This is a genomic window from Amycolatopsis pretoriensis, assembly GCF_900107925.1.
Classification (GTDB): Bacteria; Actinomycetota; Actinomycetes; order Mycobacteriales; family Pseudonocardiaceae; genus Amycolatopsis; species Amycolatopsis pretoriensis.
This window is the reverse complement of the sequence record NZ_FNUJ01000007.1, coordinates 86345-100682: the sequence shown is the minus strand read 5'-3', so window position 1 is coordinate 100682 and position 14338 is coordinate 86345. Positions and strand designations below refer to the sequence as shown.

The window sequence follows — 14338 nt, the reverse complement described above, 5'->3', positions numbered from 1 at the left end:
ATGCCAGCACCTGTTCAGAGCGCCCCGAGCGACGTCGGACGGTAACGATCTGGCTGCGCGGAACGACGTAGTTCCTGATGGGTTCCCGGTAGTTCGCTCTGCTAAGTATACGGCGGAAACTCCCGTCAAGCCTAACGTGACGGGCCCGACGCGGCAGCGCGGAATTGTGTCGCCGGTCACTAGAACGTGTTACATTTCGCCGCATGATCCTCGATCGGTTCCGCATGGACGACAAGGTCGCGGTGGTCACCGGCGCCGGGAGGGGAATCGGCGCGGCCACGGCCGTGGCCCTCGCCGAAGCGGGGGCCGACGTGGTGATCGCGTCCCGTACTGCCGCTCAGCTCGACGAGGTCGCCGCCCGCGTTTCGGCGGTCGGGCGGCGGGCTTTTCCGGTTCCGGTCGACCTCTCGTCGCCGGAGGCCGCGGCGGCGCTGGCGTCGACGGCGGTGTCGGAGTTCGGCCGCCTGGACCTGGTGGTCAACAACGTCGGCGGCACGTACCCGCGGCCCCTGCTGGAGTCGACGGTGGACTTCCTGGAGGAAGCGTTCCGCTTCAACGTGGCGACGGCGCACGCGTTGACGGTGGCGGCGGCGCCCGCACTGGTCGAGACGGGCGGCTCGGTCGTCAACATTTCGTCGGTGATGGGCCGCGTGTCGGGCCGCGGCTTCGCGGCGTACGGAACGGCGAAGGCGGCCCTGGCGCACTACACGCGCTTGGCGGCGGCGGACTTGGCCCCGCGGGTGCGGGTGAACGCGATCTCGGTGGGCTCGGTGGCGACGTCGGCGCTGGAGATCGTGGTCGGCAACCCGGAGCTGAAGGAGAAGATGGAGAGCGCGACACCGCTGGGCCGCATCGGCGAGGCCGAGGACATCGCGGCGACGGTGGTGTTCTTGGCGTCCCGGGCCGGCGGCTACATCACGGGCAAGATCCTCGAGGTCGACGGCGGCTTGCAGGCGCCGAACCTGGAGCTGGGCCTACCCGACCTCGGCTGACGCCGAAACTGTCGGTACCCCCGGGTAGCGTGGAAACCGGGGGCGGCGCCCAAACCCGGCGCCAGCCCGGCGTTGTTGGCGGCGCCCAAACCCGGCGCCAGCCCGGCGTTGTTGGCGGCGCCCAAACCCGGCGCCAGCCCGGCGTTGTTGGCGGCGCCCAAACCCGGCGCCAGCCCGGCGTTGTTGGCGGCGCCCAAACCCGGCGCCAGCCCGGCGTTGTTGGCGGCGCCCAAACCCGGCGCCAGCCCGGCGTTGTTGGCGGCGCCCAAACCCGGCGCCAGCCCGGCGTTGTTGGCGGCGCCCAAGCCCGGCGTTGTTGGCCGGCTGCCAGCGCCCCAAAGTGGCCTTCGGTGCGTGAGACGCAACCAAGGCCACATTGGGCGCTTGGGGCGGGGCGGGTACGACGAAGGCCACCACCGATCGTCCGGTGATGGCCTTCGGGAAAGCGCTCAGCTCTCGTCGGTCTTCTTCGGCTCCTCGGCCGGTGCGTCCTCGGAAGAAGCGGGCTTCTCCGCCGCCGGGGCCTCGGCCGCCACCTTCGCGTGCTCGGGCTCCGAATCCTCCGAGCCCTCCGCAAGAGGCGTCTCGTCCGGACCGACCGCGTCCTTGCTCCGCAGCGTCTCCGGCAGCTCCCGCGGCCCCCGCTTGGCCGCCAGCACGAAGTACACCACCGCCGCGACGAACAGCAGGATCGATGTCCACACGTTCACCCGCAGCCCGAGGATGTGGTTCGCGGTGTCGGTCCGCATCATCTCGATCCAGCCGCGGCCCACCGTGTACCCGGCGACGTACAGCGCGAACGCCCGCCCGTGCCCGAGCTTGAAGCGCCGGTCCGCCCACACCACCAGCAGCGCGACCAGCAGGTTCCAGATCAGCTCGTACAGGAACGTCGGGTGGACCGGGCTCTCCGGCAGCGGGATGTGCCCCGTCGCGACGCCGTTCAGCAGGTTGTCCGGGTCCTCCGGGTTGAAGCGCTGGTAGACCTCCAGGCCCCACGGCAGGTCCGTGTGCGCGCCGTAGAGCTCCTGGTTGAAGTAGTTGCCGATGCGGCCGATGGCCTGCGCGACGACGATGCCCGGGGCGATCGCGTCCGCCATCGCCGGCAGCGGGATGCCCTTGCGGCGGCAGGCGATGAGCGCGCCCACCGCGCCGAGGGCGATGGCGCCCCAGATGCCGAGGCCGCCGTCCCAGATCGCCAGCGCGTTCCAGGGATTCTTGCCCTCGGTGAAGTACAGCTCCGGGTCGGTGATGACGTGGTACAACCGGCCGCCGACCAGGCCGAACGGCACGGCGAACACGGCGATGTCGATGACCGTGCCCTTGGTGCCGCCGCGGGCGGCCCAGCGCCGCTCGCCCCACCAGATCGCCACGATGATGCCGGCGATGATGCACAGGGCGTACGCGCGGAGCGGGATCGGCCCCAGGTGCCAGACGCCCTGGTCGGGGCTCGGGATCGTCGCGAGGTAGGCGCTCATCACGCGGCCACCGTAGCGCTAAGGCGCCGGAGCCTCCAAGGCGGCCAGGTACCCCGCCACCAGCGCGTGCGCCACCTGGACGACGGCTTGGTCGCGCGGGAGGAACCGTTCGTCGTGCAGGCTGGGCACGCCCGCGGTGTCGCCGAGGCCGACGAACAGCATCAGGCCGCGCGTCCCGCCGCCGCAGTAGTGGGCGAAGTCGTCGGCGCCGAACGATCGGAACTGGTCGTCGACGACGAAGCCGCCGTGGCTCAGCCAGCGCTGTGCTCCCGTCGCCAGCGCCGGGTCGTTGTCCAGGACCGGCTCACACGGGCTGATCTCCAGCTCGGCGGTGCAGCCGTACGCCCGCGCAGTGCCGTGCACGATCTCCGCGAGCGTCTCCAGCGCGCGCTCGCGGTCCTTCGCGCGCATCAGCCGCAGCGAGCCGAACGCGCTGGCGCTGTTCGGGACGACGTTGGCCGCCGCGCCGCCCTGGATCCGGCCCACCGAGCAGACCGCGCCGAACACCGGGTCGATCCGGCGCGACGCGAGCTGCTGCAGGCTCACGACCAGCTGGGACAGCGCCAGGATCGGGTCGCGCAGCAGCTGCGGGTAGCCGGCGTGGCCGCCCTGGCCGTGCAGGGTCACCTCGAACTCGTCGGTGGACGCGTTCACCGGGCCGGGCACCGCCGCGACGACGCCGTGCGCGAGCCGCGGCTGGACGTGCGCGCCGATCACCGCGTCCACCCCGGCCTCGGCCAGCACCCCGGACTCGACGATGTCGAGCGCGCCGGGCGGCGACGTCTCTTCCCGCGGCTGCAGGAGCGCGAGGATCGGCCGCGGGACGCCGACGCGCAGGGCCGCCCGGCAGACGGCGACCAGCGCGGCGAGGTGGACGTCGTGGCCGCACGCGTGCATGAACTCGTTGCCCGACGCCCACGGCACGCCGGTGCCTTCCAGCACGGGCAACGCGTCGAGCTCCGCGCGCAACGCCACGACCGGGCCGTCGCCGCCGGGCAGCGGGATCGCCCGGCCGGTCTTGGCGACGCGCGTGCCGTCACCGGCGCCGAGCGCGCGGGCCACCAGGCGGGCGGTGTCCTCCTCGTCACCGGAGCCGCGCGGGTCGGCGTGCACCGCGTGCCGGAGGTCGATCGCCGCGGGCAGTTCTTCGTCGATGGCCTTCGTCCACCGGCCCCAAAGGTCGTTCACGCGCGCTCCCAGCGGTAGATCCTCTTCGCGTTCTCGTGTCCCACCAAAGCACACAGCCGGACGGCGTCCACTTCGGACATCGCGCCGGCGTCGAGCCCGGCGCGCACGAAGTCCGAAAGTCCCTGCCGGAACAGGGCCGTGCCCAGGTGGTACAGCTCGGCCAGGCCGAACGCGTCGGTGGAGAAGAGGACCTTCCCGAAGGGCGCGATCTCCAGCAGCTCGGCCAGGATCGCCGGCGCGCGGAACCCCGCGTTGTGGGTGGCGAGCCCGACGTCCACGAACACGTGCTCGAAGACCTGCGCCAGGTACGCGGCGTTGCGGTGGAAGGGGTAGTTGTGCAGCAGCAGGATCGGCACGCCGCGGTCGCGGGTCGCGCGCAGCAGCCCGGTCAGGTGCAGCGGGTCGCAGCGGTGCAGGTCGACGTCGGAGTCGCCGTAGCCGACGTGGAACTGCACCGGCAGCCCGAGGTCCAGCCCGGTGAAGACGAGGAACCGGTGCAGGACCTCGTCGGCCAGCCGGCCGCCGCCCGCGCCGAGCCACCGCCCGGCGGCAGCTTCCACCTCGGCCGCCGACGGCCGCTCCCCCGCGAGGCCGAGGCCGACGCGGTAGGCCGCGATCGACTTGAACCCGACGGCGGTCTCGGCGCGTTTCCCCAGCTCATCGGCGAAGGCGGCGGCGAACCCCTGCGCCGTGCTGCCGCGGCTGACGTGCTCGGCGACCTGTTCCAGCCGGACGACGTCGTGCGCGCGGGTGCCCGCCAGCTCCGCGAATTCGCCGGTCGTGGTCAGCGCGTCGGGCCGGAAACCGCCGTCCAGCAGGAAGTCCGTCGTGCCGGTGGCTCGCAAGAACCGCCGCGCCACCTCGGCCGCGCCCAGTTCGGCGCGGCGGTCGAGGTAGCTCTCCGCCGAAGCGTGTTCCGGCAGGTCGAGCACGGGTGCGCAGCGTGCGCGCACCGCGAGCCCGATCAGCGAGTCGAAGAGGCTGGTGCCCAGCGACGACGTCGTGTCCGCCTCGGTCAGCATCGCCTCGAAGTCCGCGCGGGCCACGTCACGGGTGACGACGCCGTGGCAGTGGTGGTCCACCAGCGGCAGGTCCGCGACGAACGGGAGCAGGTCGGTCATGCGCCTCCGTCCACACTCGTGAGCCTCTCCCCCACCCTACGAGCGAACCCGGGCGCCGACAGCACCAAGATCACCGCCAGCACCAGGACGGCACCGGCCACCACGGGGAACCACCGCGCCGGCCCCTCGGTGGGGTACGGCACCACGTTGACGTAAACCGTGTAGCCGAGCACGGCCAGCGCGCCGATCGGGAACACGAGGTGCCACGCCGGCACGCGCAGCCGGCGCTTGACGAACAGGAGCAGGATCGCGCCGATCGTCGTGAGCAGGTAGATCACCAGCAGGATCAGCGTCCCGATCGAGCCGCTCCACGCGAACGTGTCCGACGCCGTCGCGCCGAAGAACAGCCCGCACACTCCGATGATCAGGACCGCCGCCGCGGTCACGGCCGTCACCGCGGCCACCGGCGTACCCCGCGAGGACGTCCGGCCGAGGCCGCCACCCGCGTCGCGGCCCAGGGCGTACAACAGCCGCGAGCCGCCCACCACGCAGGCCAGGCAGCAGCCGAACGCGCTGATCGCCGCCCCGACGCTGATCACGTCGCCGACCCACGCGCCCGCGTAGCGGCTGCCGAGGTCGCCGAGCAGGGACGGCGAGTCGTGGAACGCCGTCGCGTCCGTGCCGAACGCCATCATCTCGACCGCCGTGACCACGACGAAGTAGATGCCGCCGAAGATCGCCGTGCCGAGGATCGCGCGCGGGATGTTGCGCTTCGGGTCGTGGGTCTCCTCACCGAGCGTCGCGGCCGCCTCGAACCCCGCGAAGGACAGGAAGCCGAAGACCGCGCCGAGGAACACCCCGGACAGGCCGGTTTCCGGGACGAAGACGTCCATCGTGAACCGCGCTTGGCCAGGGGCGTTCCCGGCCAGCAGCCGGACCAGGATCACGACCGTGACCAGCAGGATCACCGCGATGGTCGCGCCTTCGACGGCGAGCAGTGTGCTCGTGCCGCGGCGCGCGGGCACCACCGACAGCAGCCAGGCGCCGATCAGCGCCACGGCCGTCAGCACGAACGGCCCCCAGGACGGGGGGTCCGGCCAGATGCCCACCTGCGTCAGGAAGGCCGTGCCGAGCGTGCCCGCGGCCGAGCTCGTGACGACGGCGTAGAACGTGTACGTGCCGAGCAGGCCGATGCCGGAGACGACGCCGGCGCGCGAGCCGAGCGTCGCGCCGACGAACGCGTACACCGATCCCGCGTGCTGGTAGTGCTGGCAAAGCTTCACGAAGCCGTAGGCGACCAGCAGCACGCCGACCGCCGAAAGGAGGAAGGCGAGCGGGACGGCGCGGCCGGCGGCGGCCGCGGTCTGCTGGGGGTTGATGTTGGCAGCCATGCTGGGGGCCATCAACGCCACCGACAGGCCGACGGCCTGCCAGACGGAGAGGGAGCGGCGCAGCCCTGGACGGGTTTCGACGGTGTCTGACACGATCTCCACCTCTTTTCTCAAGGTACTCAGTGAACATCGACGGGAGCAGGATGAGCCAGCTCGATCGGGCGGAACTCGCACAACAGGGCGCACTGCGGGCGGACGCCCTGCGCGCGGCCGGCGTCGAGCTCGTCGCGCTGACCTTCGTGGACAACAGCGGCATCGCGCGGGTGAAGGCCGTCCCGGTGGACCGGCTGTGGTCGGCGGCGGCGTGGGGGGTCGGCGCGTCCAACTCGTTCGACTTCTTTTTGGCCACCGACGACATCACCGACGGGACGTACTCGCGCGGTCCGGTGGGCGACCTGCGGCTGCACCCCGACCTCGACGCGCTCGTGCCGCTGGCCGCGCAGCCGGGCTGGGCGTGGGCGCCGGTCCGCAAGTTCGACACCGAAGGCGAGCCGCACCCGCAGGACGCGCGGGCGCTGGCCGCGACCGCGGCGGCGCGGGTGGCGGCGCTCGGCTACAACGTGCGGACGGCGTTCGAGATCGAGTGGGTGATCACGGCGGCGGACGCGCCGGACGACCCGCGTTCGGCCACCGCGGGCCCGGCCTACGGCTTCGCGCGGCTGTCCTCGCAGGCGTCGTACTTGCGCGCGCTGGTGTCCACTTTGTCCGCTCAAGGCGTGACGGTGGAACAGATCCACCCCGAGTACGCGGCCGGGCAGTTCGAGCTGTCGGTGGCGCCGGACGACCCGGTGCGTGCGGCGGACATCGCCGTGCTGACGCGCGAGACGATCCGGATGGTGAGCGAGCAGCACGGGCTGCGGGCGTCGTTCACGCCGAAGTTCTCCCCGGACGGCGTGGGCAACGGCGGCCACGTCCACCTGAGCCTCTGGGACGGCGACCGGAACCTGTGCGCCGGCGGCGACGGCCGGTTCGGCCTGACGCCGACGGCGGAGGCGTTCGGCGCGGGGATCTTCGCGCGGCTGCCGGCGTTGCTGGCGATCGGCGCGCCGTCGGTGGTCAGCTACCTGCGTCTCGAACCGCACCACTGGGCCGGCGTGTTTTCGGTGTGGGGCCTGGAGAACCGCGAGGCGCCGCTGCGGCTGGTGCAGGGCCCGGCCGGGCAGCGCGACCGGGCGGCGAACTTCGAGGTCAAGTGCTTCGACCTGACGGCGAACCCGTACCTGGTGGTGGCGGCGCTGCTGTTCGCGGGCCTGGCCGGGCTTTCCGAGGAGGCGTCGCTGCCGGAGCCGGTGGACGTCGACCCGGGGACGCTCCCCTCGGCGGTCCGCCTGCCGACGTCGCTGGCGGACGCGGTGACGGCGTTCGAGGCGGACTCGGCGTTGACCTCGGCGTTCGGCGCGGAGTTCGCGACGACGGTGATGGACGTGCGCCGCGGCGAGATCGCCCGGCTGGGCTCACTGCCGCCCGGCGAGCTGTGCGCGCTGATGCGCTACCTCCATTGAGACTTCGTCCCTGAGCTGGGGCAGCTTCGCGTAGAGGCGATCGCCGGGGCACTCGGTGTTGTAGAAGTCGCGGTGGCCCTTGATCTCGTCGACGCCGATGCCGTACTGACGGCAGATGTAGGCACAGAAGACGACGAGCGAAGCCCACTGCGCTTCGGGCGGCTCGACACTGGTGTAGGTGCCTTCGTTTTCGATGCCGATGGCGTTGGTGTTCTGGCCGGGGCAGTGCGCGCCCTGGACCATGGTGGTGCCGCTCTTGAGCGCGTCGAGGCTGCCGTGGCGCCCTTCGAGCCGGTACCCGCCGCGGCTGACGGTGAAGTGCTGGCCGGTGTCGGACCAGCCGTTGTTGTCGATGTGGTCGTGCTGGTCGTCCCGGGCGACCTGGAAGGCGTGGGCCAGGGAGTAGTCGGTGCTGTTCGGGCAGGCGATGTGGTGGATGAGGACGCGGTTCGCGGGGTGGTCGAGGGTGGTGAGGGCATCGGCCGGCGGGCGGGCTCCCCATTCGGCGCAGGAGTAGATCCGGGGTTCTTGTCCTTGCGCTCGGGCTGTTTGAGGGAGGAGCAGTCCGGTGGCGCCCGCGGCGGCCAGGCCGGCGGCGCCGCGGAGGAAGGTGCGTCGCGGAAGGGGTGCGATGTCCATGAGTGGACTTTCCCGCGGCGCTGTACAGCTTTCGTACAAAGGGCTCAGAGGCGGAGGGTGACCTCGAAGGGACGGGTGAGGTGGAGTTCGCCGTTCTCGCTCTTGGCGATGGGCTCGTACTCGTCACCTTGGAGTTCGAACAGGGTCGCGGTGTTCTGTTCGCCGGGTTCCACCAGGAGGTAGAACGGGATCAGCGCCTCGGCGTAGAGGGCGCGCTTGAGGATCCGGTCCTGCATCTTCGTCGAAGGCGACACGATTGCGCCGCGAGGCGGACGTTCACCCCGGGCAGCGACTCGGCGCCGTCCGGCATTGCGGGCGCGCAGGCGGATTGGAGCTTCCCCAGAAGCCGCTGGTGTTCCAGTCCTGGCCATGGGTTGACGAGCAGCATCCCGTCGACGAGTTCGATCCGGAGAAGCATGGTCTGTTCTTCGGGCAGGGCGAGAACGTCGTCCGCTGTCCAGCCGTCCGGTCTTGGCGGCGGGAGGAACGCGTGGTGGATCATCACACGAGGAGTATGCGGACCGCCACCGACAGTTCTGGTTCAGGTGAAGGGGTCACACCGGCAGAACAGCGCAGCTCTAGCCCGCCGAAGCCAGCTGACCGGCGCCGCTGTAGAGCTCGATCTTGAACTGGATGTGCTCCTGGTGCTCCTTCAACCGGGCGATCTGCGACGCCACCCGGGCCTCGTGCTCGCGCAGCACCTCGACCCGCTCCTCGCGCGTCGCTTCACCCGATCGCAGGAGCTCGACGAACCGCAGCATCTCCGCCACCGGCATGCCCGTGTACCTCAGACACCGGAGCAACTGCAGGAACTCGACGTCCTGCTCGGTGAAGAACCGCCGGCCACCGGCGGTGCGGCCGACCTCGTGGAGCAAGCCGATGCGCTCGTAGTAGCGCAGCGTGTCGATCGTGAAACCGGTCTTTTCGGTCACCTGGGCCGGGGTGTAGGACGTCACCGATCCAGAGTGACACCTGGAGTGGGCTCCGGGTCAAGCCGGAGTGACCGCCCGGCGCACGCCGTCGGCCAGTTCCGCCGACAGCGCACGGACGCCCGAAGGACCTTCGGCCGCCGCCGTGACCAGGGCCGATCCGACGATCACCGCGTCCGCGAACGACGCCACCTGGGCCGCCTGGTCGCCCGAACGCACGCCCAGCCCGACACCGATCGGGAGCGAAGTGTGCGCCCGCGTGCGGCGGACCAGCGCCTCCGCGCCCGCGCCGACCTGGTCGCGCGCGCCCGTCACGCCCATCACCGCGGTCGCGTAGATGAACCCCGAGGACGCCGACGCCGTGAGGGCGAGCCGCTCCTCCGACGACGACGGCGCCACCAGGAAGGTGCGGTCCAGACCATGCTCCTCAGAGGCCGTCATCCACGCCGAGGCCTCGTCCGGGATCAGGTCCGGCGTGATCAGGCCGAGGCCGCCCGCCGAAGCGAGGTCACGCGCGAAGCGGTCCACGCCGTAGCGGTTCACCGGGTTCCAGTACGTCATGACGACCGCGCGGCCGCCACGCGCCGACACCGACTCGACCACCTCGAACAAGTGCTTGAGGCGGAAGCCGTTGTCCAGCGCGGTCACCGACGCGGCCTGGATCGTCGGGCCGTCCATCACCGGGTCCGAATACGGGACGCCGACCTCGATCAGGTCCGCACCACCGTCGACGCACGCCGCGATGAGGTCCTTCGAGCCGTCCACCGTGGGGAAGCCCGCCGGGAGGTAGCCGATCAGCGCGCCGCGCCCCTCCGCCCGCGTACCGGCGAAGAGATCGTCGAGCCCGCTCACTTGTCCACCAACCCGAACCACTTCGCCGCCGTGTCCATGTCCTTGTCGCCGCGGCCCGAAAGGTTGACGACGATCAGGCCGTCCGGACCCAGTTCGCGGCCCAGCACCAGCGCGCCGGCCAGCGCGTGCGCCGACTCGATCGCCGGGATGATGCCTTCGGTGCGGGACAGCAGCTTGAACGCGTCCATCGCCTCGGCGTCGGTGACCGGCCGGTACTCGGCGCGGCCGGTGTCCTTGAGCCACGCGTGCTCCGGGCCGACACCGGGGTAGTCCAGCCCGGCCGAGATCGAGTGCGACTCGACCGTCTGGCCGTCCTCGTCCTGCAGCAGGTACGTCATCGCGCCGTGCAGGTTGCCCGGGGTGCCCTTGGTCAGCGTCGCGCCGTGGCGGTTGCCCTCGATGCCCTCGCCGCCCGGCTCCAGGCCGACCAGCCGCACCGACGGGTCGTCGTAGAAGCCGGAGAAGATGCCGATCGCGTTCGACCCGCCGCCGACGCAAGCCGCGACGACGTCGGGAAGCCGTCCCGCCTGCTCCAGGATCTGCGACCGGGCCTCTTCCCCGATGACGTGGTGGAAGTTGCGGACCATCGTCGGGAACGGCGCCGGGCCGGCGGCCGTGCCGAACAGGTAGTGCGTGGTGTCGGCGTTGGTCACCCAGTCGCGCAGGGCCTCGTTGATCGCGTCCTTGAGCGTCCGCGACCCGGTCTTGACCGGGATGACCTCGGCGCCGAGCAGCCGCATGCGGGCCACGTTCAGCGCCTGGCGCTCGGTGTCGACCTCGCCCATGTAGACGACGCAGTCGAGGTCGAGCAGCGCGCACGCGGTGGCCGTCGCGACGCCGTGCTGGCCCGCGCCGGTCTCGGCGATGACGCGCTTCTTGCCCATCCGCTTGGTGAGCAGCGCCTGGCCCAGCACGTTGTTGATCTTGTGCGAGCCGGTGTGGTTCAGGTCCTCGCGCTTGAGGAACACCCGTGCGCCGCCAGCGTGCTCGCCGAAGCGCTTGGCCTCGGTGAGCAGCGACGGACGGCCCGCGTACTCGCGGAGCAGGCGATCGAACTCGTTCACGAAGTCCGGGTCGTGGCGGGCCTTCTCGTACTCGGCCGCGACCTCGTCGACGACGCCGATCAGCGCCTCCGGCATGAACCGCCCGCCGTACGGGCCGTAGTAGCCCCGCTCGTCCGGGTCGTGCTTGTCGTGCTCAGCGGTCACCGCGAAGGCCTCGGGCAGGCGGGGTGGGAACCGGCGGTGACCAGCTTGACCAGGGAGCCCTTCGGGTCGCCGGACGCGACGAGCCCCTCGCCCACCAGCACCGCGTCGGCGCCGTGGCCGGCGTAGGACATCAGGTCGCCCGGCCCGCGGACGCCCGACTCGGCGACCTTGTAGACGTCCATCGGCAGGCCGGGAGCCAGCCGCGAGAAGACGTCCCGGTCCACCTCGAGGGTGTGCAGGTTGCGCGCGTTGACGCCGATGACCTTGGCGCCCGCCTCGAGGGCCTTGTCGGCCTCCTCGGCGTTGTGGATCTCCACCAGCGCGGTCATGCCCAGCGACTCGACGCGGTCGAGCAGCGCGACGAGCGCGTTCTGCTCCAGCGCGGCGACGATCAGCAGCACCATGTCGGCGCCGTGCAGGCGGGCCTCGTGCACCTGGTAGGGGCTGACGATGAAGTCCTTGCGCAGGATCGGGATGTCGACCGCCGCGCGGACCGCGTCGAGGTCGGCCAGCGAGCCGCCGAAGCGGCGCTGCTCGGTGAGCACGCTGATCACGCGCGCGCCGCCGTCTTCGTAGTCCTTCGCCAGCGCGGCCGGGTCGGGGATGTCGGCCAGGTCGCCCTTGGAGGGGCTGCGCCGCTTGACCTCGGCGATGACGCCGATGCCGGACTCGCGCAGCGCGGACATCACGTCGCGGGGCGCCGGGGCGGCCGCCGCGCGGATCTTCAGCTCGTCGAACGGCAGCACGGCCTCGCGTGCCGCGAGGTCCTCACGGACGCCGGCGACGATGTCTTCGAGCACGGTCACCGGACGCCCCCGCCCTGGTACGCGCTCACGGTTTCCTTCGCAAGGTCGCTCACAAAAACCTTCCCCTTCCCGCCGAAACGATGCTAACCCCCGCATCTGGAGCGCCCGGTTCCGGGTGCGCGCGTTACTCCGAATGCCTCCCCCGGACGTCGGTCGGATCCTCCCCTTCCGACAGCGCTTCCCACAGCTCGGCGTCCGGATCCCGCGCCTTCTTCCGGGTGGCCGGAGCCGCGTACCTGGCCCCGAGCCGCGCGGCTTTCCCGGCGCCCTTGACGGCTGCCAACCCGCCGGCCGCGACGAGAATTCCCCCGAGCACGGCCAGGCCGCGGCCCAGCAGCATCTGCGTCACGGGCAGGCCGTCGGCCCAGCCGGAGACCTTCACCCCGGCGACGCCGGACCAGACCGCGGCGACGCCGGCCAGCGCCAGCACGACGCCCAGCACGCGCCGCGCCCAGCCGCCGGTCGCGATCACCCCGGCCACGCCGGCCAGGGACAGCAGGGCCAGCGGCACGAGCGCGGTCGCGCGCTGCTCGCCGGTCTCGCGGTAGAGGACCGTGCCGCGCACGCCGCCGTCGCGGAACTCGGCGAACCACGTCAGCCGTGACGCGCCCCACAGCGCGAGCGCGCCCAGCAGGAGCGCGACCACGATCATCCACAGTGGACGGCGGGACGGCTTGGTCTCCTCAGACATGCGCGGAGTCCGCGACCGGGTCGAGGGAGCCCGCCGCCACCATCGTCTGGGCGGCGGCCACGGCCGAGAGCACGGTCCTGGCCTTGTTCAGCGACTCGGTGTCCTCGTAGTCCGGCACCGAGTCGGCGACCACCCCGCCCCCGGCCTGGACGTGCGCGATGCCGTCCTTGACCAGCGCGGTGCGGATCGCGATCGCCGTGTCGGCGTCGCCGGCGAAGTCGAGGTAGCCGACGACGCCGCCGTACAGCGCGCGGCGGACCGGCTCCAGCTCCTCGATCAGCTGCATCGCGCGGACCTTCGGCGCGCCCGAGAGCGTCCCGGCCGGGAAGCACGCCGTGACCGCGTCGAACGCCGTCTTGCCCTCGGCCAGCTCGCCGGTGACGGTCGACACGATGTGCATGACGTGGCTGTAGCGCTCGATCTGGAAGAAGTCGACGACGCGCACGGTGCCCGGCTTGCAGACCTTGCCGAGGTCGTTGCGCCCGAGGTCGACGAGCATCAGGTGCTCGGCGCGCTCCTTCTCGTCGGCCAGCAGGTCCTTGGCCAGCTGGGCGTCCTCCTCCGGGTCGGCGCCGCGCCAGCGCGTGCCCGCGATCGGGTGCGTGGTCGCGCGGCCGTCCCGGACGGTGACCAGCGATTCGGGGCTGGAGCCGACGATGTCGAAGCCTTCCAGCCGCAGCAGGTACATGTACGGGCTGGGGTTGGACGTCCGCAGCACGCGGTAGATGTCGAGCGCGTCGGCCGCGGTCGGGATCTCGAACCGTTGCGACGGCACGATCTGGAACGCTTCGCCGGCCTTGATCGCCTCGACGGCCTTCTCGACGGCCGCGTGGAAGTCTTCCTTGGACCGCTTGCGGACGAACTCCGGCGCGGGCCGCTCGAACGCGGCGACGGTCGCCGGCGCGGCCACCTGGAGCTGCTCGGTCATCGCGGACAGCCGCGCGACGGCGTCGTCGTAGGCCGCGTCCACGCGCTCGGGCGAGTCGTCCCAGTTGACGGCGTTCGCGATGAGCGTGACCGTGCCCTCGTGGTGGTCGAACGCCGCGAGGTCGGTGGCCAGCAGCATGGTCAGCTCGGGGATGTCGAGGTCGCGCTCGGCCAGCTCGGGCAGCTTTTCCAGCCAGCGCACGGAGTCGTAGCCGATGTAGCCGACCATGCCGCCGGTGAGCGGCGGCAACCCGGGCAGCGGCTCGGTGTGCAACGCTTCGATCGTTTCACGCAGGACGTCGAGCGGGTTGCCCTCGGTCGGCAGGCCGACCGGCGGGGTGCCGGTCCAGACCGCTTCGCCGGCGCGGACGGTGAGCGCGGCCGGGCTGCGGACGCCGATGAACGACCAGCGCGTCCAGGAGGCACCGTTCTCCGCGGACTCGAACAGGAACGTGCCCGGCCGGTCGGCGGCGAGCTTGCGGTAGACCCCGATCGGGGTCTCGCCGTCGGCGAGGACCCGGCGCACGACCGGGATCACGCGGCGGCTCTCGGCGAGGGCGCGGAAGTCTTCGCGGGAGGGGCTGACCGAGCCGGGGCCGGTGGATGCGCTGACCATGGTCCTCATTGTGCTGCACCCCCGGTCGGGGTTCTCCTGGACCCTGAATTCAATGATTGTT

General features: G+C 71.7%; 14 protein-coding genes. 2 read left to right on the top strand and 12 right to left on the bottom strand.

Going from position 1 to position 14338, the window contains the following annotated elements:
* The first annotated feature begins 203 nt into the window (after positions 1 to 203).
* Positions 204 to 992 carry an SDR family oxidoreductase gene (locus BLV96_RS30230; protein ID WP_086676716.1) on the top strand — a complete coding sequence of 263 codons (789 nt, stop codon included), beginning with the start codon at positions 204 to 206 and terminating at the stop codon, positions 990 to 992.
* Positions 993 to 1441: 449 nt separating this feature from the next.
* Here the strand turns inward: BLV96_RS30230 and lgt are convergent, their stop codons facing one another.
* The 4 genes from lgt to BLV96_RS30210 are packed head-to-tail and all read right to left on the bottom strand — an operon-like array spanning position 1442 to position 6200.
* A complete protein-coding gene (gene lgt / locus BLV96_RS30225; RefSeq protein WP_208608362.1) occupies positions 1442 to 2467 on the bottom strand; it encodes a prolipoprotein diacylglyceryl transferase in 1026 nt (341 codons plus the stop codon).
* 18 nt (positions 2468 to 2485) lie between these two features.
* Complete coding sequence (locus BLV96_RS30220) at positions 2486 to 3655, bottom strand: M20 metallopeptidase family protein (RefSeq protein WP_086674725.1); 1170 nt, start codon at positions 3653 to 3655, stop codon at positions 2486 to 2488.
* Entirely contained in the window at positions 3652 to 4776 is a 1125-nt protein-coding gene (locus tag BLV96_RS30215) for an amidohydrolase family protein (protein ID WP_086674724.1), read from the bottom strand. The genes BLV96_RS30220 and BLV96_RS30215 overlap by 4 nt, the downstream gene beginning before the upstream one ends.
* Positions 4773 to 6200 (bottom strand): APC family permease, encoded by a 1428-nt coding sequence (locus tag BLV96_RS30210; RefSeq protein WP_244180592.1) that lies wholly within the window; start codon positions 6198 to 6200, stop codon positions 4773 to 4775. The genes BLV96_RS30215 and BLV96_RS30210 overlap by 4 nt, the downstream gene beginning before the upstream one ends.
* A gap of 50 nt (positions 6201 to 6250) precedes the next feature.
* Between BLV96_RS30210 and BLV96_RS30205 the strand changes: the two genes are divergently transcribed.
* A complete protein-coding gene (locus tag BLV96_RS30205; RefSeq protein ID WP_167379784.1) occupies positions 6251 to 7609 on the top strand; it encodes a type I glutamate--ammonia ligase in 1359 nt (452 codons plus the stop codon).
* Here the strand turns inward: BLV96_RS30205 and BLV96_RS30200 are convergent.
* The 8 genes from BLV96_RS30200 to BLV96_RS30165 all read right to left on the bottom strand — a co-directional run bounded on the left by BLV96_RS30200 (position 7562) and on the right by BLV96_RS30165 (position 14277).
* Positions 7562 to 8248, bottom strand: coding sequence for a peptidoglycan recognition protein family protein (locus tag BLV96_RS30200; RefSeq protein ID WP_086674721.1), 687 nt, complete (start codon positions 8246 to 8248; stop codon positions 7562 to 7564). The two genes, BLV96_RS30205 and BLV96_RS30200, sit on opposite strands and share 48 nt — an antisense overlap.
* Before the next feature lie 44 nt (positions 8249 to 8292).
* Positions 8293 to 8502, bottom strand: a complete 210-nt coding sequence (locus BLV96_RS50855; RefSeq protein WP_244180591.1) for a Uma2 family endonuclease — start codon at positions 8500 to 8502, stop codon at positions 8293 to 8295.
* A 324-nt stretch (positions 8503 to 8826) separates the two neighbouring features.
* Complete coding sequence (locus BLV96_RS30190) at positions 8827 to 9204, bottom strand: MerR family transcriptional regulator (RefSeq protein WP_086674720.1); 378 nt, start codon at positions 9202 to 9204, stop codon at positions 8827 to 8829.
* A 33-nt stretch (positions 9205 to 9237) separates the two neighbouring features.
* Positions 9238 to 10029 (bottom strand): tryptophan synthase subunit alpha, encoded by a 792-nt coding sequence (gene trpA, locus BLV96_RS30185; protein ID WP_086674719.1) that lies wholly within the window; start codon positions 10027 to 10029, stop codon positions 9238 to 9240.
* On the bottom strand, positions 10026 to 11255 hold the full coding sequence (trpB, locus tag BLV96_RS30180; protein ID WP_167379811.1) for a tryptophan synthase subunit beta: 1230 nt from the start codon (positions 11253 to 11255) through the stop codon (positions 10026 to 10028). Before trpB ends, trpA begins: the two co-directional genes overlap by 4 nt.
* Positions 11234 to 12043: an indole-3-glycerol phosphate synthase TrpC gene (trpC, locus tag BLV96_RS30175; protein WP_086674717.1), complete on the bottom strand. Its 810-nt coding sequence runs from the start codon at positions 12041 to 12043 to the stop codon at positions 11234 to 11236. The genes trpB and trpC overlap by 22 nt, the downstream gene beginning before the upstream one ends.
* A gap of 124 nt (positions 12044 to 12167) precedes the next feature.
* The gene (locus tag BLV96_RS30170; RefSeq protein ID WP_086674716.1) at positions 12168 to 12695 is read right to left on the bottom strand and encodes a Trp biosynthesis-associated membrane protein; all 528 of its coding nucleotides are present in this window, start codon (positions 12693 to 12695) and stop codon (positions 12168 to 12170) included.
* Between the two features lie 31 nt (positions 12696 to 12726).
* Positions 12727 to 14277 (bottom strand): anthranilate synthase component I, encoded by a 1551-nt coding sequence (locus BLV96_RS30165; RefSeq protein WP_086674715.1) that lies wholly within the window; start codon positions 14275 to 14277, stop codon positions 12727 to 12729.
* Positions 14278 to 14338: the final 61 nt, after the last annotated feature.